23 protein-coding genes and 3 tRNA genes are annotated in these 26232 nt (G+C 53.5%); 8 read left to right on the forward strand and 18 right to left on the reverse strand.

The window, feature by feature from the left end; genetic code table 11:
- Positions 1 to 75: 75 nt before the first annotated feature.
- The 7 genes from dnaB to rnr all read right to left on the reverse strand — a co-directional run bounded on the left by dnaB (position 76) and on the right by rnr (position 7042).
- Complete coding sequence (dnaB, locus tag ACTH5D_RS06580; RefSeq protein ID WP_441669463.1) at positions 76 to 1464, reverse strand: replicative DNA helicase; 1389 nt, start codon at positions 1462 to 1464, stop codon at positions 76 to 78.
- Between the two features lie 203 nt (positions 1465 to 1667).
- Positions 1668 to 2114, reverse strand: coding sequence for a 50S ribosomal protein L9 (gene rplI, locus ACTH5D_RS06585; RefSeq protein WP_441669465.1), 447 nt, complete (start codon positions 2112 to 2114; stop codon positions 1668 to 1670).
- 15 nt (positions 2115 to 2129) lie between these two features.
- Complete coding sequence (locus ACTH5D_RS06590) at positions 2130 to 2981, reverse strand: hypothetical protein (RefSeq protein WP_441669467.1); 852 nt, start codon at positions 2979 to 2981, stop codon at positions 2130 to 2132.
- Positions 2982 to 2993: 12 nt separating this feature from the next.
- A complete protein-coding gene (gene rpsR, locus ACTH5D_RS06595) occupies positions 2994 to 3221 on the reverse strand; it encodes a 30S ribosomal protein S18 (RefSeq protein WP_007113337.1) in 228 nt (75 codons plus the stop codon).
- 33 nt (positions 3222 to 3254) lie between these two features.
- The gene (gene rpsF / locus ACTH5D_RS06600) at positions 3255 to 3632 is read right to left on the reverse strand and encodes a 30S ribosomal protein S6 (RefSeq protein WP_441669470.1); all 378 of its coding nucleotides are present in this window, start codon (positions 3630 to 3632) and stop codon (positions 3255 to 3257) included.
- Between the two features lie 210 nt (positions 3633 to 3842).
- The gene (rlmB, locus tag ACTH5D_RS06605) at positions 3843 to 4628 is read right to left on the reverse strand and encodes a 23S rRNA (guanosine(2251)-2'-O)-methyltransferase RlmB (protein ID WP_441669472.1); all 786 of its coding nucleotides are present in this window, start codon (positions 4626 to 4628) and stop codon (positions 3843 to 3845) included.
- Positions 4629 to 4630: 2 nt separating this feature from the next.
- A complete protein-coding gene (gene rnr, locus ACTH5D_RS06610) occupies positions 4631 to 7042 on the reverse strand; it encodes a ribonuclease R (protein ID WP_441669474.1) in 2412 nt (803 codons plus the stop codon).
- 249 nt (positions 7043 to 7291) lie between these two features.
- Here rnr and ACTH5D_RS06615 point away from each other — a divergent pair.
- From ACTH5D_RS06615 to ACTH5D_RS06625, 3 genes are all read left to right on the forward strand, one after another.
- A tRNA-Leu gene (locus ACTH5D_RS06615) sits at positions 7292 to 7378 on the forward strand.
- A gap of 86 nt (positions 7379 to 7464) precedes the next feature.
- Positions 7465 to 7551 (forward strand) — tRNA-Leu (locus ACTH5D_RS06620).
- A gap of 44 nt (positions 7552 to 7595) precedes the next feature.
- Positions 7596 to 7682 (forward strand) — tRNA-Leu (locus tag ACTH5D_RS06625).
- A 55-nt stretch (positions 7683 to 7737) separates the two neighbouring features.
- On the opposite strand, the gene ACTH5D_RS06630 is transcribed toward ACTH5D_RS06625, so the two are convergent.
- Both ACTH5D_RS06630 and ACTH5D_RS06635 read right to left on the reverse strand, forming a co-directional pair.
- A complete protein-coding gene (locus tag ACTH5D_RS06630; protein ID WP_441669476.1) occupies positions 7738 to 8601 on the reverse strand; it encodes a DNA/RNA non-specific endonuclease in 864 nt (287 codons plus the stop codon).
- A 73-nt stretch (positions 8602 to 8674) separates the two neighbouring features.
- Positions 8675 to 8950 carry an Lrp/AsnC family transcriptional regulator gene (locus ACTH5D_RS06635; protein ID WP_008958975.1) on the reverse strand — a complete coding sequence of 92 codons (276 nt, stop codon included), beginning with the start codon at positions 8948 to 8950 and terminating at the stop codon, positions 8675 to 8677.
- A 341-nt stretch (positions 8951 to 9291) separates the two neighbouring features.
- On the opposite strand from ACTH5D_RS06635, the gene ACTH5D_RS06640 reads away from it, so the two are divergent.
- On the forward strand, positions 9292 to 9606 hold the full coding sequence (locus tag ACTH5D_RS06640) for a high-potential iron-sulfur protein (RefSeq protein WP_441669479.1): 315 nt from the start codon (positions 9292 to 9294) through the stop codon (positions 9604 to 9606).
- Positions 9607 to 9708: 102 nt separating this feature from the next.
- Here ACTH5D_RS06640 and ACTH5D_RS06645 read toward each other — a convergent pair whose 3' ends face one another.
- Genes ACTH5D_RS06645 through ACTH5D_RS06655 form a run of 3 tightly spaced genes read right to left on the reverse strand, consistent with a single transcriptional unit; the run spans position 9709 to position 14557 of the window.
- Positions 9709 to 11274: a SpoVR family protein gene (locus tag ACTH5D_RS06645; protein ID WP_441669481.1), complete on the reverse strand. Its 1566-nt coding sequence runs from the start codon at positions 11272 to 11274 to the stop codon at positions 9709 to 9711.
- A 24-nt stretch (positions 11275 to 11298) separates the two neighbouring features.
- Positions 11299 to 12585 carry a YeaH/YhbH family protein gene (locus ACTH5D_RS06650; protein ID WP_441669483.1) on the reverse strand — a complete coding sequence of 429 codons (1287 nt, stop codon included), beginning with the start codon at positions 12583 to 12585 and terminating at the stop codon, positions 11299 to 11301.
- A gap of 49 nt (positions 12586 to 12634) precedes the next feature.
- Positions 12635 to 14557, reverse strand: coding sequence for a PrkA family serine protein kinase (locus tag ACTH5D_RS06655; protein ID WP_441669485.1), 1923 nt, complete (start codon positions 14555 to 14557; stop codon positions 12635 to 12637).
- A gap of 314 nt (positions 14558 to 14871) precedes the next feature.
- On the opposite strand from ACTH5D_RS06655, the gene ACTH5D_RS06660 reads away from it, so the two are divergent.
- Positions 14872 to 15384 (forward strand): invasion associated locus B family protein, encoded by a 513-nt coding sequence (locus tag ACTH5D_RS06660; protein ID WP_441669487.1) that lies wholly within the window; start codon positions 14872 to 14874, stop codon positions 15382 to 15384.
- Positions 15385 to 15416: 32 nt separating this feature from the next.
- Here ACTH5D_RS06660 and ACTH5D_RS06665 read toward each other — a convergent pair whose 3' ends face one another.
- On the reverse strand, positions 15417 to 16460 hold the full coding sequence (locus ACTH5D_RS06665; RefSeq protein WP_441669489.1) for a threonine aldolase family protein: 1044 nt from the start codon (positions 16458 to 16460) through the stop codon (positions 15417 to 15419).
- Between the two features lie 194 nt (positions 16461 to 16654).
- Positions 16655 to 18676 carry an FAD-dependent oxidoreductase gene (locus tag ACTH5D_RS06670; RefSeq protein WP_441669491.1) on the reverse strand — a complete coding sequence of 674 codons (2022 nt, stop codon included), beginning with the start codon at positions 18674 to 18676 and terminating at the stop codon, positions 16655 to 16657.
- Positions 18677 to 18826: 150 nt separating this feature from the next.
- Here ACTH5D_RS06670 and ACTH5D_RS06675 point away from each other — a divergent pair, with 150 nt between their 5' ends.
- Both ACTH5D_RS06675 and ACTH5D_RS06680 read left to right on the forward strand, forming a co-directional pair.
- The gene (locus tag ACTH5D_RS06675; RefSeq protein ID WP_441669493.1) at positions 18827 to 19741 is read left to right on the forward strand and encodes a DMT family transporter; all 915 of its coding nucleotides are present in this window, start codon (positions 18827 to 18829) and stop codon (positions 19739 to 19741) included.
- 42 nt (positions 19742 to 19783) lie between these two features.
- The gene (locus ACTH5D_RS06680; RefSeq protein WP_441669495.1) at positions 19784 to 21352 is read left to right on the forward strand and encodes a GNAT family N-acetyltransferase; all 1569 of its coding nucleotides are present in this window, start codon (positions 19784 to 19786) and stop codon (positions 21350 to 21352) included.
- Positions 21353 to 21441: 89 nt separating this feature from the next.
- On the opposite strand, the gene ACTH5D_RS06685 is transcribed toward ACTH5D_RS06680, so the two are convergent.
- The 3 genes from ACTH5D_RS06685 to ACTH5D_RS06695 form a co-directional block, all read right to left on the reverse strand.
- Positions 21442 to 21741, reverse strand: coding sequence for an MGMT family protein (locus ACTH5D_RS06685; RefSeq protein WP_441669497.1), 300 nt, complete (start codon positions 21739 to 21741; stop codon positions 21442 to 21444).
- 16 nt (positions 21742 to 21757) lie between these two features.
- Positions 21758 to 23194 (reverse strand): alanine/glycine:cation symporter family protein, encoded by a 1437-nt coding sequence (locus tag ACTH5D_RS06690; RefSeq protein WP_441669499.1) that lies wholly within the window; start codon positions 23192 to 23194, stop codon positions 21758 to 21760.
- Between the two features lie 119 nt (positions 23195 to 23313).
- The gene (locus tag ACTH5D_RS06695) at positions 23314 to 24177 is read right to left on the reverse strand and encodes a LysR substrate-binding domain-containing protein (RefSeq protein ID WP_441669501.1); all 864 of its coding nucleotides are present in this window, start codon (positions 24175 to 24177) and stop codon (positions 23314 to 23316) included.
- A 140-nt stretch (positions 24178 to 24317) separates the two neighbouring features.
- Between ACTH5D_RS06695 and ACTH5D_RS06700 the strand changes: the two genes are divergently transcribed.
- On the forward strand, positions 24318 to 25094 hold the full coding sequence (locus ACTH5D_RS06700) for a gamma-butyrobetaine hydroxylase-like domain-containing protein (RefSeq protein WP_441669503.1): 777 nt from the start codon (positions 24318 to 24320) through the stop codon (positions 25092 to 25094).
- Positions 25095 to 25153: 59 nt separating this feature from the next.
- Here ACTH5D_RS06700 and ACTH5D_RS06705 read toward each other — a convergent pair whose 3' ends face one another.
- Positions 25154 to 26098 (reverse strand): LysR family transcriptional regulator, encoded by a 945-nt coding sequence (locus ACTH5D_RS06705; protein WP_441669505.1) that lies wholly within the window; start codon positions 26096 to 26098, stop codon positions 25154 to 25156.
- Between the last annotated feature and the right edge of the window lie 134 nt (positions 26099 to 26232).

A 26232-nucleotide genomic window follows, 5' to 3' on the forward strand; every position in this document is an offset into this window, starting at 1 on the left:
TAGGAAGACGCTGCCGATTACCGCGCCGAAATCCACCTGCCATTTGCTACTCCCATTTTTACATTACACATCAAGTTAATCGCCAAACGAATCGCCGTAGCTATCCGGGGCTAAATCTTCAAAGCGCGTATACTTACCGATAAACGCCATATGCACCGTACCGATAGGTCCATTACGCTGCTTACCAATAATCAACTCGGCAATCCCCTGGTTGTCGGGATTGTCAGGGTTATAAACTTCATCGCGATAAACGAAAGCGATAACATCAGCGTCCTGCTCGATAGCACCCGACTCACGTAGATCCGACATAACAGGACGCTTGTTAGGGCGCTGCTCCAGCGAGCGGTTCAGCTGTGAAAGTGCGACCACTGGACAATTAAATTCTTTCGCCAAGCCTTTCAAAGAGCGCGAAATTTCCGAAATCTCACCGGTGCGGTTTTCATTGAAGCCGGGGATCTGCATTAGCTGAAGATAATCGATCATGACCAGCGCAATGTTGCCATGCTCACGAACTACTCGACGCATCCTGGAACGCATTTCATTGGGCGATAACGCGGCCGTATCATCGATAAATAGCTGCTTATCTTTGAGCAAATTCACTGCCGAGGTTAAGCGTGGCCAATCTTCGTCTTCTAATTGGCCGGTACGAACACGCGTTTGGTCAATTCGTCCAAGCGAAGACAGCATCCTCAGCATCAGCGATTCGGCGGGCATCTCCATAGAGAACACCATCACCGGTTTATCGCTGGCGATCACTGCATGCTCGACCAGGTTCATAGCAAAGGTGGTTTTACCCATTGATGGCCGGCCGGCAATAACCACCATATCCGATGGCTGCAGACCCGTGGTCATATCATCCAGGTCACGAAAACCCGTCGAAAGACCGGTCATCTCACCTTTCAGATTAAACAACTCATCAATACGATCGACGGCTTTGGTTAGCAGCTCGCTCATGCCAATAGGGCCGCCCGTTTTAGGACGCTCCTCAGCAATCTGGAACACTAACCGCTCGGCTTCATTGAGCAGCTCATCCGCCGGACGCCCTTGCGGCGTAAAGGCGCTGTCAGCAATTTGATTAGCCGCGCGGATCAGCTTACGCAGCGTGGCACGCTCACGCACAATATCGGCATAAGCACGAATGTTGCTGGCAGACGGCGTGTTACGCGCAAGCTCGGCCAGAAATGCCAGGCCACCCACGGTATCCAAGTGATCGCGTGCTTCCAGCGCCTCAGAGATCGTCACCACGTCCAGCGGCTGTGCGGACTCGGCCAAATGGATCATCACGTTGAACACCAATCGATGCTCATAGCGATAAAAATCATCGGCGACGAGGCGCTCTGAAACGTTATCCCACGCCTGATTATCCAGCATGAGCCCGCCTAATACCGACTGCTCTGCTTCAAGCGAATGCGGCGGCAGTTTTAGCGCGGCCGTTTCTTTATCAGCAGAAGGCGTGTCCTGCATGGCAAGCTCCTTTAAATACGACAACGTACCCAGTGAAGATGCTTATCTTAGCCGAGCCCATACCGCGAGACGACCCACATCATCAAGATGTTGCCTTAAAGTACCCGGCGTTAATAAGTTGGATAATTTAGGCAACGTCCAGAAATAACAAAAGGCGCGGGAAAACCCGCGCCTTTTGAGGCGTATATGTCAGCGCAAAAAAATTACTCTGCGACGACAACCACGCGTACAACGGCGTCCACTTCAGCGTGCAAGTGTAGCACGATGTCATATTCGCCCGTTTGACGAATCGGGCCATTCGGCATACGTACTTCGCTCTTGGCAACATCGATGCCAGCAGAGGAAATTGCGTCAGCCAGGTCACGTGGACCAATCGAACCAAACAGTTTGCCTTCGTCGCCTGCTTTGGAAACCAAAGACAGTTCGATATCGTTCAACTGCTCAGCACGCGCTGCAGCTTCTGCTTTACGCTCAGCGGCTTGCGCTTCGAGCTCAGCGCGCTGCACTTCAAACGCTTCGATGTTGTCTTTGGTGGCCGGTACGGCTAAACCGTAAGGCACCAAATAGTTACGACCATAACCAGGCTTAACAGTGACCTTGTCACCCAGGCCGCCCAGCTTACCAATGTTGTCGAGCAGAATGACTTCCATCTCGTAAACCTCTTGTCAGTTGCTACGGGCAAGGCGTGCGCGAATGTTCGCGAATGTATCAATCAGCCCCAACAGCAGCACAATGAGAATCGTGGGCCAGGTCGTGATCAGCAGCACATAAAATGCTACCAGCCACAGCCCGTTCATCCCCTTTAATCCAATAAACCCGTGCACTAACGCAACGCCAGCTACCAATAGCGGAATCCAGCCAAGCATGGCCAGCGCGTGGACACCTAACAGCGAGCCTGCCACCCCAATCACGGCCAAAATGGCCAGCTCTTTGGGACTCAAGCGCAGTGCGTGAAACTCTTCGCGAAAGCCGCCTGGGTTGTACAACCCAGCTTGCCAGCTCCGCGCAAGCGCTAAACACACTATGGCTGCCAAAAGCACCACGAGCCCGGTAGCTCCCCCCACTACCAATGCGGCAATGGTTTGAGTGTCGTAACCTTGGTTGGCAAATTCCGTGAGCATGCGATCCACTTCTTGCGAACCTTCTCGCAATTGCTCAAGCATTAGCTCTGTACCACCTGGCGGTGAAAAAATGCCAAGTTGAACCATGACCACAGCGACCAATGTCCCCACAATCAATGTTTCTCCCCAACGCATCCTTTCGCGCAGGATGACGGCCATCAGCGTTACCAACAATATGCTAGCAAGCGGAATCACATCTCCCTGGGCCCACCACCAGCCAGCCGGTAGCGCTGCTGCGATGATCACCGGTAGCGCAGGCGCAAAGCCTTTACGTAAGGTCATCAGCGCGGCAATGGCTGCTCCTAACCAGAACAGCCAAGGCACTAGCGTTGCCAGGGCCGCCACGCCTGCAGCGTAGGGCGTGCCCCGCATCAGCCATCGGGCTAGTGCCAGCATCACGTTAAACGCTTACTGGTGACTATCGGAGTAGGGCAGCAGTGCCAGATAGCGCGAGCGCTTGATAGCGGTCGCCAGCTGACGCTGATAGCGTGCTTTGGTACCGGTAATACGGCTTGGAACGATCTTGCCGGTTTCGGTGACATAAGCCTTCAGCGTATCCAGATCTTTATAATCGATCTGTTTGATGCCTTCAGCAGTAAAACGGCAAAACTTACGGCGACGGAAAAAACGTGCCATGGGCTAGCTCCTTAAAACGTGCAGTGAATAAAATCAGGCAGTTTCTTCTTCTTCAGCACGCGGTTTTTCTTCGCGACGCGGACGTTTTTCTTCTGCCGGTTTCATCATCGGGGAAGCTTCAGTAACAGCTTCCTTGCAGCGTACAACCAGGCTGCGGATGATGGCGTCGTTGAAGCGGAAGATGTTCTCGATTTCTTCGAGAGTCTCGCCTTCACACTCAACGTTCATCAGCACGTAGTGGGCTTTGTGGATCTTGTTGATCGGGTAAGCCATGTGGCGACGGCCCCAATCTTCCAGGCGATGCACAGTACCGCCGTTTTCGGTGACGATGCTGGTGTAGCGCTCGACCATGGCCGGCACCTGCTCGCTCTGATCCGGGTGGACCATAAACACGATTTCGTAATGACGCATGGAATCTCCTTGCGGTTTGACAGCTTCCTTTGTGTGCCACGGCTAAACGCAGATAGCGACGACAGGGAAGCAAGGAGTTAACTGAAGTGTTCAGTGGCCACATTAAGCGATCACTGAAGCATCAAACAGATCGTTTATTTCAATTACCACTGTTCACAGCTAACGCCCGCTTGCATACAAACGGGCGCATGTATCTTAGTGGCGCTGGGGTTAACTTGCAAGCTGCCGCTGACGAACAGCCTCAAACAGACAAATTCCGGCCGCGACCGACACATTCAGGCTAGACACCTCACCTGCCATCGGAAGCTTAGCAAGGTTGTCACATGCTTCACGGGTTAACCGACGCATGCCCTTGCCTTCAGCGCCCATCACCAGAGCGGTCGGGCCAGTCATATCGATGGCAAATACGCTGCGCTCCGCCTCACCGGCCGTACCGGTTATCCAAACGCCCGCATCCTTGAGTTTGGCGAGAGTGCGCGCCAAATTGGTGACTTGGTAAACCGGAACAACTTCGGCGGCTCCGCAGGCCACTTTGCGCACGGTGGCATTTAGCGGCGCCGCTTTATCTTTCGCTACAATCACTCCGTGAGCACCGGCGGCATCGGCACTGCGTAGGCAGGCACCAAAATTATGCACGTCGGTCACACCGTCTAAAATCAGTAAAAGCGGCGGCGTTGACGACGGCCAGGCACTCAGCTTTAACCATAACGACTCTTCGCCCTCAGGCGTTAGCGGTGGGCAAAAAGCGACGACGCCCTGATGAGCCGCGCCTTGCGTCAACTGATCCAGCATATCTCGCGGCTGCTCCTTCACGCGAGCACCGCGCGCCTGAGCTTGAGCAACGACTTCTTTTAAGCGGTTACCTGCGCCCTGCTGCACCCAAAGTTCACGCGGTGATTCACCTCGATCCATAAGGCTTTGCAGCGCGTGCACGCCATACACTTGATCTAACCCATCGGGAGTCTTAGGCCCCCGTCGAGACGATGCCGGCTTCATGCTCAACCCTTATTCGGTGATGGCTTGCGCGGACCAGTGCGAGTGCGCCGAGGGCCACGACGTACAGCAGGCCGGTCGCCGTGAGACGCTTTGGCACCGGCAGCCTTAGCTCCCCCCGTAGAGGAACCACCACCCTCTTCGCGGCTCTTACGCGGCTGACGGCGCGGCCGAGGCTTCTCATCACCTAGGCCAAAGTCGATCTTACGATCGTCCATATCGACGCGTGCCACTTGAACAGTAAGACCATCGCCTAGCCGGTAGGTGGTGCCCGTCCGCTCGCCCTTGAGTCGATGCTTTTCAGCTTCGTAATGATAGTAGTCGGACGGCAGCGAGGTGACGTGAACCAAGCCTTCTACGTAAAAGGCATCTAAGCGTACAAACAGACCAAACTGAGTAACCGATGCAATGGTGCCTTCGAACATCTCACCCAGCTTGTCGGACATAAACTCACATTTCAGCCAGCTCTCTACATCACGCGTGGCCTCATCAGCGCGACGCTCGGTCATTGAGCAGTGTTCACCCAGCTCAAGCATTTGCTCGAACGTATACGGGCACCACTTGCTCGGCGGCTCAACCGGCGCACCCTCAACGCGTAATACCGTGTTGGTCTGGCGCGGCCCGCGGATAACCGACCGTATAGCGCGATGCACCAACAGATCAGGATAGCGACGAATGGGCGAGGTGAAGTGAGCGTAGGCTTGATAAGCCAAGCCAAAATGGCCTTCATTTTGCGGAGAATAAACCGCTTGATTCATCGAGCGCAGCATGACGGTTTGAATAATATCCGCATCAGGACGATCAATAATCGCCTCACGCAGCGCCTGATAGTCTTGTGGCGTCGGCATGTCACCGCCGCCAACAGATAAGCCGAGTTCGTTCAGGAACAGGCGCAGCTTATCAAGGCGTTCAGGTGTAGGACGCTCGTGGATGCGGTAAAGCGCGGGCAAATCGTGCTTGTCTAAGAAGCGCGCGGTCGCAACGTTGGCTGCCAACATGCACTCTTCAATCAGCTTATGGGCATTATTACGGCTACGCGGAACGATTTTTTCGATCTTCCGCTCATCGTTAAAGATAATCGCCGTTTCGGTGGTATCAAAGTCGATAGCGCCGCGCTCTGCACGCGCTTCTCGCAGCAAATAGTAAAGCTCTTCTAGGCTTTTCAGCGGCTTCACTAATTCGCTGTACTCTGAGCGGAGCGCTTCGCCCTCTTGACTGTCCTCATCAAGAATCGCCGCTACTTTGTTATAAGTAAGGCGCGCATGAGAGTTCATTACCGCCTCATAAAAGCGATAACGACTAATCGCACCCGCCTGAGATATATTCATCTCACAAACCAGCACTAACCGATCCACATGCGGATTCAGTGAACAAAGGCCGTTTGAAAGCAGCTCTGGCAGCATAGGAACGACTTGGCCAGGGAAGTAGACCGAGTTACCCCGCGTGCGGCCCTCATCATCCAATGCCGTACCAGGACGTACATAATGGGAAACGTCAGCAATCGCCACCAACAGCTTCCAGCCACCCGACTTTGTTTTCCACGCGCAAACGGCATCATCGAAATCTTTGGCAGACTCATCATCAATGGTGACCAGCGGCACATCACGCAAATCAACGCGATGCTGCTTATCGTCTTCCAGCACTTCGGCTGAAATACCGCCAATTTGATCAATGACCTCAGGCGGAAACTCAGCAGGAATATCATAGCTGCGAATCGCTATATCAATTTCCATGCCCGGATCCATGCGCTCACCCAGCACTTCAACTACCTCGCCTACCGGCTGCACGCGGGTAGCGGGCTGCTGAACGATTTTGGCAGAGATCACCTGCCCATCCTGTGCTCCACCGCAGGCGCTATGAGGAATAATCACTTCCTGCGTGATGCGCGGATTTTCCGGAATCAGAATGCCAAACTCAGGCGTGTTACTGCGGTAAACGCCTACAATCGTTTGCGTGTTGCGGGCGATGACGTCGGCGATGGTCGCCTCATCGCGGCCACGGCGGTCGCGACCACTAACGCGAGCCAGCACGTGATCGCCGTGAAAAACACGCCGCATTTGACGCGGTGGCAGCACCAAATCAGGCTTTTTGCCGTCATCGCGCAGTAAAAAGCCAAAGCCATCGCGATGACCCAGCACTTTGCCTTTCACTAAGTCGAGCTTATCAATCAGTGCGTAGGCGCCTCGACGGTCGCGCAACACTTGGCCATCGCGCTCCATGGCGGCCAAACGACGCCTGACGGCTTCGATAAGATCTTCATCCTCAAGCCCCAGCATGCGGCTCATATTTTCGTGGCTAATCGGCTTGCCGTAGCTTTCTAATGCGGCTAGAAGATATTCCCGGCTCGGCGCTGGGTTGCCGTATTTGTGCGCCTCGCGCTCGGCGTGCGGATCATCACTTAACGTCCAATACTTCATGCGATCAACATCCTTAATGGCGTCATTTGCGAGAGGCGTAAAAAAAGCGCAGACGCTATGCGTTGCGGGCGGGCTACTTCAGCGCTTGAGAGGCTAAAATGAATAGGGTTTTGTTTAGTCATGGGCGCAGTATAGCGCCGCGCGTTCAATCACCCAACCGTCTTAGCCGTTGTTTGTACAATTTGCTTTATAAAAAGCGCCCGCGGGGCCTTGCATTTAACCATCACCCCGGTATTATACGCGCCACTTGCCCAGATGGCGGAATTGGTAGACGCGCTAGCTTCAGGTGCTAGTGTCCGTATGGACGTGGAGGTTCAAGTCCTCTTCTGGGCACCAAACGACAACATGTTATCCCCTTTTCATGGTGTAATTTGGTGCGGCGGCAAGTAATAGCATTAAGCAAGAGCAGTCAGTTTGTGTTCGCCCAGGTGGCGGAATTGGTAGACGCGCTAGCTTCAGGTGCTAGTGTCTGTATGGACGTGGAGGTTCAAGTCCTCTCCTGGGCACCATACGAACACAAACAGCAAGTGTTAATCTAAGCGTTAGATGATGCGCCCAGGTGGCGGAATTGGTAGACGCGCTAGCTTCAGGTGCTAGTGTCCGTATGGACGTGGAGGTTCAAGTCCTCTCCTGGGCACCATGGCAACATGGTCTCGTACGCATCATCCCTCTATATAAATTCCCTTTTTTAAAACTTACTGAAAACGCCCAGGCCGACGCGATATGTCTTCAAGCGCCCACCCTTGCGTACGCAGCTCTCCTTCCAAAACAGCTTCCACGTCAGCGCTCAAGTCTGGAAAGAAGTTAAGGCCAGTCAGCGCTTCAATTTCATCAATTGTCACTAAGTAATCAGCGAGTGGTTCATTACCTCGGACATCTTGCGGCATGATAAATGCCAGCGCTAATGGCGCGTCACTATGCGGCGCGACGATAATTTTGTAGAACGCCTCTGGCACTTCTACAAAGCCCACACGGTTAAACACGTTATCCATAAAATTTGCGGGAAAAATAGGCCCCGTAATAACCTGCAAATGAGCAAAACGCGGGGCAAAATGATCCATGACCGCTTCTTCTAAACGTTGCCATAGCTGACGATTGAGCTGTGGCCGTTGAGGCGTCATGTTACTCATTAAGAAGGTATCGACCTGAGCGCTGCGGCCATGCACAGCAGCAATGGCATAGTTAGGCGCCATATGCCCTCGGTCATAGCCACTGCCCGCATAATCGCCAGTGCCTATTGGCCAGAGCGTGCGCCAATCCGCCTGAAAATTAGGTCGCGAACCGATTCGCGTGTCGTCGCCAACCGCTTCAACCTGATAACTCACCCACAGCGGATTAACTCGCACATCGGACCAGCCCACTAAATACCCGTCGTTACGCAGCACTCGATGCATCGTTGTAGGGCTAAACGCCTCCCATGTCGGCACGCCCATCCAGGTATACGCATCTTTATGTTGGCGCTCCTGAAACTCCCACAGCCCTGTACCTGCAACAATAAACAGCACAACGATGCCCAGGCGTCGACCGTTACTACGCCAGCGCGAAAGCGATTTCCCCAACAGACTTACTCCTTAGCTAACGCTTAAAAGCGCCTCTCGTTTTATTCAAGCTTTAATGGCGAATTTCGAAAACCTACCAGCCTAGGGAAAACATGGTTTCTAGATCGTGGCGCGAATGCACCTGCATGGCGTTGAGTGTTTCTGTATCGCTAATACCTTCAACGGCGTTTAGGCGCTCGGTAACAAGCTCGGCTAAGCTTTCAAAATCACGGGTACGGGCAATCGCTACCAGGTCGTAACGGCCACAGGTGGAATACACCTCACTAATACCTTCAACATCGGCCAGCCGCTCAGCAACAGCTTTAACTTGCCCTTTATCAGTATTGATTAAAATAACTGCGTTTTGCATGGTGCGCCCTCTCAACAGAAAAAATCACGACTCATAATGGAATGTCGGCGTTGAGCGGAGTATACCAGCGACGTGGTGGCTGGCGTAGCACCTGCCGCTGGCATGACTTCTTGCTGGCTCATCTCATCCCTATGCGCACAGCCTTATTTGCACAGACTTATTTGCACAGACTTTGTCATCCGCTAGCATCTAGCCGATAATGACCCGCAGGCTGACCAAGAGCCACTTGGAGGCTCTGAATGATGCGCTTTAAGTAAATTAACATAATGAAAAGGCTCAAGAGGTGGATAACCACCCGACAATCGTGGTCAAACGTCAAACCGTGACGATAAGGAGAAATCATGGCTAATCAGAATCGTCGTGACTTCATGCGCAACAGTCTGCTGGGGCTTGCCGTCCTTCCACTAGGTGTGGGCATTCTGTCTAAAACCGCTTTTGCTCAAGGCCTTCCGCGCCTTGATCCTTCAGCGCCTAACGCGCAGGCACTTAATTATGTAGAAGTTGCCAGTGATGCGAGTGATCATCCGGCTTTTGAAGAGGGTGAACTCTGCGACAACTGCATGTTCTATAGCGCTAATAATGAAGGTTGCCAGCTCTTTCCAGAGAATAGCGTTGAACCTGCTGGATGGTGTCAGTCCTGGACTGCCCAGTCCTAAGTATCTATCGCTAACGAGGTGCCTGTAAAGCACTGCCCCGCTCATCAGGCGGGGCAGAAATAGCTAAAGAGCCGGCGCTGAAACCCCCTTCAAAAACTCGCTTTAGGCAGTGCTGTTTTCGTCCTCTATCGGCCAGTGATAGCGGCGCGTTACGCGACCTTCCTCAAGCGAAACTAAATGAACGGGAAACCCCCATAGCTGCTGCAAATGGTGCATTACGGGATAGACACTACGCCCCAGCGGGCGACGGTTGTCCTGCACATGATGAAGCGTCAATGAGCGATCTCCTCGAATAGCCGCTTCGGCGACTTGTATATTAGGTTCGCGAACAGACAGCGCGTATTGGGTAGCCAACGCGTCACGCACGCGACGGTAGCCCTGTTCGTTGTGAATAGCCGCCACTTCAAGCGTCTCAGCCTGATCATCATCCACGACAAGAAACAGCTTATGGTCGCGCATCACCTTCGGTGATAAAAACTGTTGAATAAACGATTCGTCTTTGAAGTTACGCATCGCAAACTCTAGCGTCTCCCGCCAAGGTTTCCCGGCAATGTCTGGAAACCACGCTTGATCCTCCTCGCAGGGCGCTTCACAGATCCGCTTAATATCCATAAAAATCGCAAAGCCTAACGCGTAGGGGTTTATGCCACTGTAGTGCGGGCTATCAAATGGCGGTTGATAAATCACGGCCGCGTGGGACTGCAAAAATTCCAGCATCAGCCCTTCATCGACATCGCCATCGTCGTAAAGCCGATTCATTAACGTGTAGTGCCAAAAACACGCCCAGCCCTCATTCATCACCTGCGTTTGCCGCTGCGCATAAAAGTACTGTGCTAATTTGCGTACAATCCGCACGATTTCACGCTGCCACGGCGACAGCAGCGGTGCGTTTTTTTCAATAAAATAAAGTAAGTTCTCCTGAGGTTCCGAAGGATAATGACCGCCACTGTGCAGGCCTAACGGGTCATCATCACTATGCAGGTTGCCCAGTAGCGGCGAGTTGCCCTCTGGCAATCCCGGGATGGTGCGCCAAAGCATGTTCACCTGAGTCTGTAGGTAGGCCTCGCGCTCATCTTGACGTTTAGCTTCTTCTTCCGCAGAGATCGGCGAAGGCCGCTTATAGCGATCCACACCATAACTTTGAAGCGCATGGCAGGCATCCAGTAACTGCTCGACGGCCTGGACACCGTGACGCTCTTCACACTGATTGATATAGCGTCGAGCGAACACTAGGTAATCAACAATTGATGAGGCGTCAGTCCAGGTTCGAAATAGGTAATTACCTTTAAAAAAGGAGTTATGCCCGTAGCAGGCATGCGCCATCACCAGCACCTGCATCATCAAGGTATTTTCTTCCATTAAATAGGCTATGCAGGGGTCAGAGTTGATCACCAACTCATAGGCCAAGCCCATTTGGCCGCGCTTGTAAGCTTGATCAACCGCTAGAAACTGCTTACCAAACGACCAGTGATGGTAGCCAACCGGCATCCCTACGCTTGCATAGGCATCCATCATCTGTTCAGTGGTGATCACTTCTATCTGATTAGGATAAGTATCCAGCCGATACTCATCGGCGAGCCTGGCCAGCTGTGCATCAAAGCGCTCCAGCACGGCAAAGCTCCAATCGGAGCCGGTGGCAATCGGCCTGCGTTTGCGAGTCGCATTCATAGCCCACTCCTTTATACGCGGTCATTAGGACTGACTTACGCGGCGCTTAAACAGCTCGCGAAAGACTGGATAAATATCGCCCGCTTCGACAATTTGCCGCATCGCAAACCGGTCGGGAAACGCATTGACCACGCTCTCATACTCATGCCATAGCGATTGATGATCGTGGGGGGTGATTTCAACATAGGCATAGTATTGCAACTGTGGCATTAGCTGCTTAATCAGCAAATCGCGGCAGATATTCGAATCATCATCCCAATTATCGCCATCGGAGGCCTGCGCTACATATAGATTCCACTGGCTAGTGGGATAACGCTTCTCGATGATTTTATTGACGAGGTTTAGCGCGCTGGAAACAATCGTGCCGCCAGTTTCACGTGAGTAGAAAAATTCCTCTTCGCTTACTTCCCTGGCGGCCGTGTGATGGCGTACAAACACCAGCTCGACTTTCTCATAGTGTTTTTCCAAAAACAGATAGAGCAGTAGGAAAAAGCGCTTGGCGATATCCTTGTGGTTTTGGGTCATTGACCCGGAAACGTCCATGATGCAAAACATCACCGCTTGGTTAGAGGGCTGCGGCTGTGCGCTGAGCTGATGATAGCGCAGGTCATAAGTGTCAATAAAAGGCACGCCAGCAATGCGTTTTTCTAAGCGCTCGATCTCGGCTTTCAGCTCAGTGATACGCGTAGGATTGCGCAGCACCGAGTCTTTACGCTCTTCGACATCTAGTGCCTCAACCGCGTCCTTAAGCGCTCGTTTAATGGGCGCCCGCATCGCAATACGCCTGGCATACGCCTCTCGCATCGAACGGGTAATGCTAATACGCGAAGGAACCCCGTCGCGCGAAAGCCCCGCCCGCACCATTTTGACTTCTTCCAATGACTTAAGCGGCTTGCGCTCTAGGTGGGGCAATTCCAGACCATCGAAAACAAACTCTAAAAACTCCTCACGACTAAGGGTGAAAGCAAACTCATCAACGCCCTCGCCCTGGTTCGACGCCCCCCCTTCACCATTTCCGTTGCCATCCCCCTTACCGTTTGGTCGGCTAATCTTATCGCCGGCGATATATTCCTTATTACCAGGCGAAACGATATGCCGCGCACCGCCTGGGCCATGCTGGAAAACCGGCTCAGAAATGTCTTTTGCCGAAATAGAAATTTTCTCCCCGTGCTCCATGTCGGTAATTGAGCGGCGGTTAACGGCCTCCTCGACCGATCTCTTGATATGCTTACGGTAGCGCTCTAAAAAGCGCTGCCGATTAACCGCGCTTTTATGTTTAGCGTTTGGTCTTCGATCAATAAAGTAGGTCATGCGACCTCCTTAAGCGTACAACGTAAGCGCGGCTCTTAAGCGCAGCCCCTTACTGAGACTTGCGTACACGCAAATACCATTCGGATAACAGTCGAACCTGTTTCTCGGTGTAGCCGCGCTCGACCATCCTTGCCACAAAATCTTCGTGCTTTTTCTGATCCGACCGGGAAGCCTTGGCATTAAACGAGATGACCGGCAGCAGCTCTTCCGTATTGGCGAACATTTTATGTTCAATAACGCCTTTCAATTTTTCGTAAGACTGCCAGCTTGGATTCATGCCGTTATTTTGCGCCCGAGCCCGCAGCACAAAGTTAACCACTTCATGTCGAAAGTCTTTCGGGTTCGAAATCCCCGCAGGTTTTTCAATTTTTTCTAGCTCTTCGTTCAACGACTGACGGTTTAGCTGCTCGCCAGTTTCATGGTCACGATATTCCTGATCCTGAATCCAAAAATCGGCATAGGTGACGTAGCGATCAAAGATATTCTGGCCATATTCGCTATAGGATTCGAGGTAGGCAGTCTGAATTTCTTTACCAATGAACTCCACATAGCGAGGTGCCATAAATTCTTTGATAAAGCCTAAATAACGTTCAAACGCCTCCGACGGCAGTTGTTCGCGCTCTAGCGCCTGTTCCAGTACGTAGAGTAAGTGCACCGGATTAGCCGCCACTTCAGTACTGTCAAAGTTGAACACTTTAGACAGAATTTTGAACGCAAAGCGGGTAGACAGCCCCTGCATGCCCTCGTCCACACCGGCCGCGTCGCGATACTCCTGAATCGATTTAGCGCGCGGGTCGGTGTCTTTCAGATTTTCACCGTCGTAGACGCGCATTTTGGAATAGATATTGGAGTTTTCCGGTGCTTTAAGCCGCGACAGCACAGAGAACTGCGCCAGCATGCGCAGTGTGTCCGGCGCACAAGGGGCGGCGTTAAGCGAAGAGTCTTCAAGCAGCTTCTGATAGATTTTGATTTCTTCCGACACCCGCAAGCAGTACGGCACCTTAACGATGTAGACCCGGTCAAGAAACGCCTCATTGTTGCGGTTATTGCGAAAAGCCTGCCACTCAGATTCGTTAGAGTGGGCTAAGATGACGCCGTCAAACGGGATCGCCCCCATGCCTTCGGTAGGATTGTAATTGCCTTCCTGCGTTGCGGTGAGCAAGGGATGAAGCACCTTGATAGGCGCTTTAAACATCTCAACAAACTCCATCAACCCCTGATTAGCGCGGCACAGGCCGCCGGAAAAGCTATAGGCATCGGGATCATCTTGGGAATAAAACTCTAACTGACGAATATCAACCTTACCCACCAGCGACGAGATATCTTGATTGTTCTCATCACCGGGCTCGGTTTTAGAAATAGCGATCTGATGGAGTCGCGAAGGATATAAACGCACGACTCTAAACTGAGAGATATCGCCGCCGTACTCTTTTAGGCGCTTTGCAGCCCAAGGCGACATCGCGCTGCGTAAATAACGCTGTGGAATCCCATACTCTTTCTCTAATAGTTCGCCATCTTCTTCCGGGGAAAACAGACCCAGCGGCGACTCGTAAACCGGAGAGCCTTTAATGGCATAAAACGGAATGCGCTCCATGAGCAGCTTAAGGCGCTCCGCTAGCGAGGACTTGCCGCCGCCCACCGGGCCGAGTAAATAGAGGATCTGTTTACGCTCTTCAAGCCCCTGAGCCGCATGACGAAAGTACGCCACAATTTGCTCGATGGCGTCTTCCATACCGTGAAACTCTGCAAAGGCAGGGTAACGGCGGATAACTTTATTGGAAAAAATACGCGATAGCCGTGCATCCTTTGCAGTATCTACTACGCTTGGCTCGCCAATCGCTTCCAGCATGCGCTCGGCAGCACTGGCATACATCGCTGGCTCACGACGACACAGCGCCAAATACTCTTCCAGGCTCATGTCTTCTTGCTGAACGCGGGAAAAACGGTCTTGAACGTGATCAAAGATGCTCATGGCACTCTCCTGTGGCCCATCCCCGGGCAGTCACCGCCAAACCAGATTTTTCGCGACGGCGTGCCAAACGAGGTGTCGCTTTTTTAGCGTAGTCAGTATTAGCAAAAAGTGATGACTAAAACCTTCAACGCTAGAGGGCCGGAAAGATTTAAAGTGCCTCAAGGCATAGCAGCCGACGTTTGAAAACGATACTGGAACCCAGGGCTTGAAACATGTTCGAATGCAGGTAATCCTTAATCGCTTGGCGGCGACCGCTTTGGGTAGCCGTTTTCAAGCTATGTTTTAGCCCTGCTCACCCCCGGAGATATGAATTCATGCAAATTCGTCGCGCGCTGATGACCGCTTTGTTACCACTGTTCGCCGCTATCGCAACTTCAACGGCCCAGGCCCAGAGCGCCCCGAACGTCGACACCCAGAGCTTTCAGGACTGGGAAGTGAGCTGCCCCTCCGCGTCCGGTCAGCAGCAGGGCTGCACCATGAACCAGATAGTCAACAATCCTGACAGCAATGAACCCTTGATGAGGGCTATCGTCGGCCACTCGTCTCAGATAGATAGCCCAGTGATGGCTTTTGTGATGCCGCTAGGGGTGAACCTAGCGTCAGGCATGCAGTTGCAGGTAGATAACAATGAGCCGGTCGGATTCCCCTACCAGTTCTGCCAAGAACAGGGCTGTCGCGCAGATCTGCCGCTGGAACCAAGCATGTTGCAGCAACTGCGTGGCGGCACTACCGCGACCGTAAGCGCCATATCTCCGGACGGCCAGCGCCTTGACATGGACATGTCACTGATGGGCTTTACCAGCGCCAGTCGAGAGATCTCTCCCTGATCAGCACGGCGGCTAAGCCCATCCGATGCGAGCTATGCGATCACCTCTCTCACGTCGGCTAACAGCGCGTCTAGTAATTCAACGGTGGTGTTCCAAGCGCATACAAAGCGAGCGCCGCCGGCGCCAATAAAGGTGTAGAACGTCCATCCCTTGGCTTTCAACGCTTCAATCGCCGCGGGCGGCAGTTCGACAAACACACTATTGGCTTCAGTTGGAAACATCAGCGACACGCCTGGCAGCGCTTGTAGCCCTTCCGACAAATAGCGCGCCATGGCATTTGCATGCTGGGCATTGGTTAACCAGGCGCCGCTTTCTAGCAGCCCTAGCCACGGCGCCGAGACGAAGCGCATCTTAGAAGCCAACTGGCCGGCCTGTTTACAGCGGTAAGAGAAATCTTCGGCAAGCTCACGATTAAAAAACAAAATGGCTTCGCCAAATGCCAGGCCATTTTTAGTCCCTGAAAAACACAGCGCGTCCACGCCGACCTGCCACGTTAGCTCTGCTGGCGTGGCATTTAGGCTTGCACAGGCATTGGCAAAGCGTGCTCCATCCATATGCAGGCGCAGGTCGTGCTTATCGGCAACGGCACGGATTGCCATTAGCTCTTCGCGTGAATAAAGCGTTCCGACTTCGGTTGCTTGGGTCAGCGATACAACTTTGGGCTTTGGGTAGTGAATATCGCTGCGTTTAGTGACCAGCGCCTCAATACCTTCAGGCGTAAGCTTGCCATTTGCACCTGGGGAGGTCAGCAGCTTCGCGCCGTTGGAGAAAAACTCAGGACCACCGCATTCATCCGTTTCAATATGCGCCAACTCATGACAAATAACGCTGTGATAGCTGCGCCCCATTGCCGAAAGCGCCAGCGAGTTGGCGGCCGTGCCGTTGAAAACAAAGAAAACGTCGCAGTCATAGTCAAACATCTCGCGGAAACGGTCTGCGGCACGGGCCGTCCAAAGATCGTTGCCATAGGCCAGATCGTCACTACGGTTGGCTTCAAGCAAATATTCCATCGCCTCTGGGCAAATACCTGAGGTGTTATCACTGGCTAAAAAACGCGGGCTACACTCCGAGGTCATGACGCTTGTCCTTATATCTGGCGATCTTACGGCGCAGGCTGGGTGCCACCAACGCCTTTAATGCCTAGTTACGCTTAATAAATAGGCCAAGAAATCCCTTATTAACGGATCATTTAGTCTATCGCCATTTATAGGCTAACGTCACCCGCGCTTTTTAAGCACGTACTTATAAATACGCCCTCATACTTGTATTGCTATAACAGCGCCGCTAAGCGAGTGCCCTGTTCAATAGCGCGCTTGGCGTCCAGCTCGCTGGCTTCATCAGCACCGCCGATAATATGCACCGCCACTCCTGCCTGCGTTAGGGGAGTCAATAAATCACGCACGGACTCCTGCCCGGCGCACACCACCACGCTATCCACCGCAAGCAGTTGAGTAACGCCGTCTCGCCGGATATGCAAACCGGCGTCGTCGATATTGAGATACTCACAGCCGGTTAGCATCTTCACGCCACGCTGTTTAAGCGAAGCGCGATGCACCCAGCCAGTTGTTTTACCCAAGTACTTACCCGGTTTAGACGTTTTACGCTGCAACATCACAATGTCACGGGGAACCTCTGGCGGCGTAGGTGCCTTTAACCCACCTCGCTCGCCTACGGCTAAATCAACGCCCCACTCGTCGCACCAGGCATCGATATCCAGCGCAGCATGCCCCTGATGTGCTAATAGCTCAGCGACATCAAAACCAATGCCTCCTGCGCCAATCACCGCCACCCTACGCCCCACCCGATCAGGAGACTCAATCGCCTCAGCATAGCTAAGCACCGAGGCATGGTCGTAACCTGGCAAGCTTAGCTCGCGAGGCTGAACCCCCGTAGCCAGCACCACCTCGTCAAAGCCCACTAGCGCCTGCGCCGTGGCCGTGGTGTTCAAGCGCACCTCAACTGCATATTTAGTAAGCATGCCTTGGTAATAGCGCAGCGTTTCGTTGAATTCCTCTTTACCAGGAATTTTGCGCGCATAGTTAAACTGACCGCCTAGATCACTACGCCGCTCAAACAGCACCACGTGATGCCCGCGACTGGCCGCCGTCACCGCAGTGGCCAGCCCCGCAGGCCCACCACCCACAACGGCGATGTGCTTGGGCGCATGTGCCGGTGCAATGATTAGCTCCGTTTCATGGCAGGCACGAGGATTCACCAAGCAGGATGTCAGCTTTCCTGCAAAGGTATGGTCCAAACAGGCTTGGTTACAGGCAATACAGGTATTGATCTGCTCGGCCTGGCCTGCCTGCGCCTTACTCACCCAGGCCGCATCCGCCAGAAAGGGCCGCGCCATAGACACCATGTCGGCATGGCCTTGCGCCAGCACCTGCTCGGCAACGTCCGGCATGTTGATCCGGTTAGTGGTAATGAGCGGAATCGTTAGCGCCGACTTAATGCGCCGGGTCACCTCGGTAAAGGCCGCCCGCGGAACGCTCGTCACAATGGTTGGCACCCTGGCTTCGTGCCAGCCGATACCGGTATTGATCACATCGGCCCCGGCAGCTTCAATCGCCTGCCCCAGCGTGACGATTTCTTCCCAGGTACTGCCGTCTTCCACCAAATCAATCATCGAGAGACGGAAGATAATCACAAAGCGTTCCCCCACCGCAGCGCGTACACGACGGACAATGTCAACGGCAAAGCGCATCCGGTTCGCGAATGGTCCGCCCCATTCATCGTCACGCTGATTGGTCCGCTGACAGATAAATTGATTAATCAGATAGCCTTCCGAGCCCATCACTTCAACGCCATCGTAGCCCGCCCGTTGCGCAAGCTGGGCGCAGCGGACGTAATCGGCTATCTGCTGTTCAACGTCTTCGCTGCTCAGCGCCCGGGGCATAAAAGGGTTAATCGGCGCCTGAATGGCCGAAGGAGCGACTAAATCCGGCGAATAGGCATAGCGCCCGGCGTGAAGAATTTGCATGCATAAATGGCTGCCCTCTGCGTGCACCGCATCCACTACCTGACGATGCTCCGACAGCTGCGCGTCACCGGTCAGCGCGTGTGCACCCTGAAACACCGCGCCTTCAGCGTTGGGAGCAATCCCTCCCGTCACAATGAGGCTAACCCCTTCCCGTGCCCGCTCTGCATAAAACGCCGCTAAGCGTGAAAAGCCGTCAGGCGCTTCTTCCAAATTGGTATGCATTGAGCCCATTAATACGCGATTAGGCAGCGTTAAATGGCCAATGGTTAGCGGGCGAAAAAGATGCGGATAGGCGGGCTCACGGGTCATCAGGTTTCTCCAAATATTATTAGACGGCATTATTCAAACAAGCGTATGACATCCTGGCCATCGCGTATAGTCCCGTTAACGTCTGCCAATGGCTTGCCCAGCGTATGAATTCACGGCACATTACCCGGCTAACGATAAGGAAACGTTGCTATGCCCTTGATTTACTTTTTACCGCCGCTCGCTACCGTGCTCATCTGGTCGGGCAACATGACCATTAATCAGCTTAGCGTAGGTGCCATTGCACCGAGCAGCATCGCTTTTTTACGCTGGTTATTAGCTCTGGCGGTAATGACGCCCTTTATACTGCCAGCAGTGCTACGACACCGCGCGGAGATTAGCCGCCAATGGCCTAAACTTGCACTGCTTGGGCTGCTCGGCATGGGGCTATGGCAAGGGCTGGCCTATGTCGCGGCAGAAACAACTACCGCGACTAATATGGGCATTCTAGCCGCGATGGTACCGCTGTTAACGGTGCTGCTAAGCGCGCTGATCCTGCGCGAGCCACCCACCCTTGGCGGCGTCATGGGCGGCATGCTGGCGTTTGTCGGCGTCACGGTGCTGCTGGGGCGCGGCAATCCGCTGTCACTGCTGCATTTACAGGTCGCGCTCGGCGATGCGCTGATGGTCGTGGCGGCCACCTGCTACGCGCTGTATGGCGTTATGCTCAAACGCTGGTCGATGAATTTACCGCCTTGGGTAATGCTCTATGCGCAGGTTTGCTTTGCCGTTTTGTTCTTGCTACCGCCGTACTTGATGGGTCCGATGACGCCCATCGATGGGCAAAACATTGGGCTAATACTCTATGCGGGCATCCCTGCTTCCGTGATTACCACCTTTTTATGGATGCGTGCGGTGCGTCAAATCGGTGCCAGTCAATCAAGTATTTTCATCAATTTAATGCCGCTATTTAGCGCTCTGATCGCGATGTTTTTTTTAGGCGAGCAGGTGGCCGGTTTCCATCTGGCGGGAGGGCTGCTGATTCTGGCGGGCGTGATCATGGCCCAAACGCTGATCCGGCCGTTCACACGTGACTTAACCTCCGATAAGTCGAGCCGCGCTCGATAATGCTAGAATGGCCGTTTATTTCTGACGCTGGGAAGCCCTAATATGTCCCTGGAAGAGCTGCATCTTAATCTGCGCAACCTAATGAGCGATGACTACGATCAGCTCAAGGCCCTGATGGACGCGGTCTATCATGATATTGGCGGTGCTTGGCCAAAGCGCACGATCGACAAGCTCATTCAGGAGTTTCCTGACGGCCAAATCGCCATTGAAGATGATGGCATTCTGGTCGGTGTGGCGCTAACGGTTCAGGTCGATTACGACGAGTTCTCTAACCCGCACAAGTATGACGATCTTATTGGTCATCGCGAAACCATCCTCAACGACGAGGATGGCGATGCTATGTACGGGCTAGACGTGCTGATTCATCCCGACTACCGGGGTTATCGACTAGGACGACGTCTTTACGAAGCACGTAAAGAGCTGTGCCGTTCGATGAACCTGCGGTCGATTCTTGCCGGTGGTCGTATCCCAGGCTACCACCAGCATGCCGATGAACTTACCCCCGCTCAATATATTGATAAAGTCTCACGCAAAGAGATTTACGACCCGATTTTGTCTTTCCAACAGGCGAATGATTTCCAGGTAAAACGTTTGTTGCGTAAATACCTACCCGAAGATGAGCAGTCTCGCGGCTACGCTACCCTGCTGGAGTGGAATAATATCTTATTTGAGCCCGCCGATAGTGTGCTCGACAACAAGCCAACTCAAGTGCGTGTAGGTGCCGTGCAGTGGCAGATGCGCGAGTTCTCCTCGGTAGAAGCCGCACTGCAACAGATCGAATACTTTGTTGATGCCCTCTCCGATTATCAGAGTGATTTTGCGGTCTTTCCAGAGTTGTTCTATGCACCGCTGATGGGCCTTCAAGACCGCGATGCCCAGCAGGATCAAATGGGGGCTATTCGCTTTTTGGCCGGTTTCACCGAGCGCTTTAAGCTCGAGCTATCGCGCATGGCGGTCTCGTACAACATCAACATTGTTGGCGGCTCAATGATAGAAGTCGGCGATGATGACAGGCTCTATAACATCGCTTACCTGTTCCACCGTGATGGTAGCGTTGAGCGTCAGGCCAAACTGCATATTACCCCTCAAGAGCGCCGCGATTGGGTGATAGAGGGTGGTGATGAGCTTCAGGTGTTTGATACTGACGCAGGCCGCGTAGGCATCTTGATTTGCTATGACGTGGAGTTCCCGGAGTTGGGTCGCCTGCTGGCCGATCAAGACATGGACATCCTGTTCGTACCCTTCTGGACCGACACCAAAAACGGCTACCTGCGCGTGCGCCACTGTGCCCAGGCGAGGGCAATTGAAAACGAGTGCTACGTGGTGCTCTGTGGCAGCGTTGGCAACCTGCCTTCGATTGAAAACCTCGACATTCAATACGCTCAGTCAGCGGTTTTCTCGCCGTCTGATTTCGCCTTCCCTCACGACGCGGTGCTGGCGGAAACGACACCCAATACAGAGATGATCTTCTTCTCTGATTTAGATCTCACACGCCTTACGGTCGTGCGCGCTGAAGGCTCAGTAACGAATTTGAAAGACCGTCGTAAAGATTTGTTCGATTTACGCTGGCGTGACTGGTCGTGGAAATCCGGCGGTAAGTCAGAAGAGTGAATGACCGCATAACGCCTTGATCGCTCAGCCGAATACAACAACGCCGCCCCATTGGGCGGCGTTGTTGTTAGCAAGCAGTATGGCTTTACTCAATCGGGCCAAACGAGATGGGCAGGCACTCGCCCTTTAGCATCAAATAACACACCTTCATCGCGTAGTTTCTGATGCTGACGCTCAGCCCCACCATGATCAGCAAGCTTTAACGACGCCGCAATCACGCGATGCCAAGGCAGTTGATGGCCGTCCGGCAAATGACGCATCGCCGAGCCCACCATGCGCGGGGTCGCGCCTTCCGTCATTTTAGCAACGCGGCCATAGGTAGTGACACGGCCCGGCGGAATCTGATCAACGATCGTGTAAATCTGTTCGAGTAGTTCAGGCCGAGCCATGACGATAACCTCCTTTTTACTTTTTCGGCCAAGCCTTTGGATCAACTTTATTGACCAGCTTAGGGAAGCGGCTTGGGTCAAATACCGGCTCTTTACCCGCTTTCAACTGCTCTTCGTAGTCACGGAAAAGAGAGAAAGCCACCGGCGACAGCATCAAAATGGCCACCAAGTTAATAATCGCCATCATCCCCATCGATAGATCTGCGAAGTTCCAGATCGCCCCGAGACTAGCCACCGACCCCACCATAATCATCGCCAGCACCGCGAAGCGATAAAGCATAACGGCCACAGGGGCACGACGTCCGGCTAAATATTCAATGTTAGACTCACCGTAAGAGTAGTTGGCAATAACCGACGTAAACGCAAACAGCAGAATCGCCATCGCGACAAACATACCACCCCAGTCGCCCACGTGGCTGGATAGCGCCATTTGGGTTAGCTGAATGCCATTATTCTCATCACCTGACATTAGCTCTGGCCCGGCCATAATGATAATCGCCGCCGTTGCCGTACAGATGACCAGGGTATCTAGAAACACCCCCAGCATTTGAATAAAGCCCTGCGCGGCAGGGTGATCGGGGCGCGTAGAGGCCGTTGCCGCTGCGTTGGGTGCCGAGCCCATACCCGCCTCGTTAGAGAAGAGTCCGCGCTGAATACCGTTCATTATCGCTTGAGAAACGGCGTAACCAACAGCACCGCCAGCGGCTTGTTCAAGACCAAAAGCACTGCGCACAATTGTCATGATCGCGGCGGGCAATTCACTGATATTCAACCCCACCACAACCAGCGCCAGCACCAGATAAAGCAGTGCCATCAGCGGTACAACCAGTTCAGCTACTTTGGCGATCGACTTTAAACCGCCAAAAATGATCGGCGCGACCACCGCCATCAAGACTAACCCCATGGCCCAGGTGGGAATGGCAAATGCCTGTTCCATCGCCTGGGCGATGGAGTTGGCCTGAACACTGTTAAACGCCAATCCAAACGCAATAATCAAACAAATGGAAAACAGCATCGCCAACCAGCGTAAGCCAAGGCCTTTTTCAATATAGCGGGCCGGGCCACCGCGGAAGGTATTATCGCCATGGTCGGTTTTATACGCCTGAGCCAACGTTGACTCTACAAAACTGGTCGCCATGCCGACCATCGCAGTCATCCACATCCAGAAAATGGCGCCAGGGCCACCAAAATAGATCGCGACGGCCACCCCAGCAAGGTTACCCGTACCGACTCGCGCCGCTAAGCTGGTTGAAAGTGCTTGAAACGAAGAGATACCGCCGTTTGATTCGCGGGAGCTGCGCAGAAGCTTAAACATATGGCCAAAATAACGAACTTGAACACCGCGAGTCATAACGGTGAAGTAGATGCCAGCGCCAATCAATAAGTAAACCAGTACGCTGCCCCACAGCAATCCATTGCCACGATCCACTAGCGCTGCAAGAGAAAATTCCATATATCAGACGCCTTTTTTAGCATTGAAAACGCATCATTCTTCACGGTTGCACCAAAATGGCAAGAACATTGGAAAAATGATGCCGACCACCAGCGCACCAATCCAGTTTTAACAGCAGCTTAACGTGACTCAACCAGCCACGCCCAAACCAAGGCAGCATCCTCATCTACGTGACGACGATTAGGCCGCACTAGCCAAAAGCGCTCATCACTCACTACGCTAAGCGCAAAGGGGGCGACCAGGTCCGTCCGCCGCTCCATTAAACGCCGATGGGTAAGCGCGACACCTCCACCCTGGCTGGCTAATACCAGCGTCATCACCTGGTTATCGCAGGTTATTGACCAACACCGTGCTTCCATATCCGCTACGTTTGCGGCCTGAAGCCAGCCTGACCAGCCAATGCCAAACCCTGCCGCATGAAGCAATGTATGCCCAGCCAAATCGCTTGGTGACGCCAGTGTTTTAGCCAGCGAGGGCGAACAAACCGGCTGCAGTTGATCCTCACCTAGCGACTGCATATCAACACCGGCCCATTCCCCTTTGCCGTAACGAATTTCAATGTCGGCGCCCTCGGGGCCGAAGTCATCCGGCCAGATCGCACTTACCAAGCGAACGGCCACCTGCGGATAGGCACGGTGGAAAGCAATTAAGCGCGGAGCCAGCCAGGACTGCTGAATCACCGGTGTCGTGCGTAGCGTGACCGGCTGCTCAGTGGTGCTGCCAAAGACTTCTAGCGTGCCTTCACTAATACGCATGAAGGCATCATGAATACTTGGCAGCCATGCCTGACCGGCGGGCGTTAACGTCAAACTTCGGGCATGGCGCACAAACAATTTTTGACCTACGCGATCCTCCAACAGCCGAACACGCTGGCTGATAGCGGCCTGAGTGACGCCTAGCTCGTTACCTGCGGCGGTAAAACTCAATGTACGTGCCGCAGATTCAAAGGCTTGCAGCCATAGCAACGGCGGTAATTGACCCATGAAAAAGCAACCTATAAGTAAAATGATGTCTTAGGGGCCAGATTAATCGTTTGTCACTGACGCGGCTACTCCTTCATCCTCAATAACAATAATGCACCGCCCCATAGGCATTGCCGCCAAGGGAGCTATTCGGAGTTTTAATGAACAGCGCAGCACATACGATACCCTCGACAATAACGAATAATGCTCACGCCCCAGACATGGGCGAATTAACCCCCTACCAAGCCGGGCCTGCACTTACCCAGGCGATGCTCGCCCAATATGGCGTCTCACTTGAGTGGCAAGATGGCCAGCAAACCACCCTTCCCTTGCTCTGGTTGCGCGATCACTGCGCCTGCCAAGCCTGCCGCCATCCGCAGACACGCGAAAGGCTCTATCTACCACTTGAAGCGATTGCTGAGCCGCCAAGCATTGCGCTACTGGATGGCCACCTGCACCTGAACTGGCAGGATGGGCATGCCAGCGCGTTTCATTGCGGCTGGCTATATCAACGCCGTCCAGAAGCAAGTCTGAGCTCAGCGGTACCCAGCAGCATGCCGTGGAATGATGACTTTACGCCTGAGCGCATCAGTCACAGCGGTTTAGTAACGCCTCAAGGTGAGAAAGTCTGGCTCACCGCCATGCTACGCGATGGCTTGGCACTAATGACGGATGGCCCCTTAGTGGAAGAAGAAGTGTGCCGTTTAGCTGAGCGTATTGGGCCGCTGCGAGCCACCAACTTTGGTGTTCGCTTCGACGTGCGCTCAAAACCCAACCCCAACAACGCGGCTTATACTGCGGTCGGGTTACCGCTGCATATCGATTGCAGGGCACCTACCTCGACCGCGATATGCTGGCTTCACGCCTTCGCGTTCTCGCCCGCCATAGCGATCATTCGACCGTTACCTGCGACTAATATGGCGTGCAACCCAAGCTAGTGCTCTAATCAACGCCCACTGAACAGATTTACCGGCAAGGAGCTCGATCATTGAAAACGCTACATGCCCAAACCGCTAATCGTTTCTTCTGGCAGCACTGACACCCGCCCCACCATCTCCCGTTGCGCAAAATTAATAAAGGCACGCAGCCTGGCGGGCACGTGGCGGCGCTGCTCGAACACCGCGTAAAAATCTGCTCGTACGCCTTGCCAGCTAGGCAGTAACGCCACTAAAGCACCGCTGGCGAGGTGCTCATTAACGTCCCACCAAGAGCGCAACATCACGCCGTGGCCATCTAGCGCTAACCGAGTGATCACCTCCGCATCATTGCTTGCCAACCGACCGCTGACTTTAACCGACTGCACCTTGGTAGGCTGACCGCATCGCTCAAAGCGCCACACCGGAAAGTCACTGTCGTTCTCACGGATCACTAGGCAAGCATGCTGCTGTAAATCTGCGGGCGCTTGAAGCATTGGCGCCTGAGAGATATACGTCGGCGATGCGCAGAGCACGCGCCGATTCGCTAAAATTCGCCGGGCAACCAAGCGCGACTCAGGAGGCTCGCCAATGCGAATGCCAATATCAAAGCCGTGATCGCTTAAATTAAGCGGAAAGTTAGTGAGCTCGAGCCACCCATCTACGTCTGGATGTTGAGTACAAAAACGTGACAGCAATGGAGCAATGTGACGACGGCCAAAACCAAAGGTGGCGTTAATACGTAGCCTGCCGCTAAGTGCCTGGTTGATGCTCTCGCCCAATGAGTTTTCCAGTTCATCAAGCTCGTCCAGAATCAGCGCCCCGCGTGCAAAATAGCGTTCGCCCTCGGCCGTCAGCGTTAATCGCCTTGTGGTACGGGCAGCCAACTCGACGCCTAAACGTCCTTCAAGCATTTTTAATCGCTTGCTCACCGCTGACAGCGAAAGGCCAAGCTCGCGCGCCGTCGCCGTTAAACTGCCGGCACGGGCTAAATGCTGAAAAAAAGCCAAATCATCCATGTGGGCCATCTAATCCCTCAGCTATTCTCTACTTTATGGCAACAATAGCTTGAATAATAGCCTGATTATCTATTAACAAATAGCCGCTACACTCAATTCTGATAGTGCTTTATGTTTCAGTATTCATGCATCTGAACTGATAT

The sequence above is a fragment of the Halomonas sp. genome (assembly GCF_052095695.1).
Classification (GTDB): Bacteria; Pseudomonadota; Gammaproteobacteria; order Pseudomonadales; family Halomonadaceae; genus Vreelandella.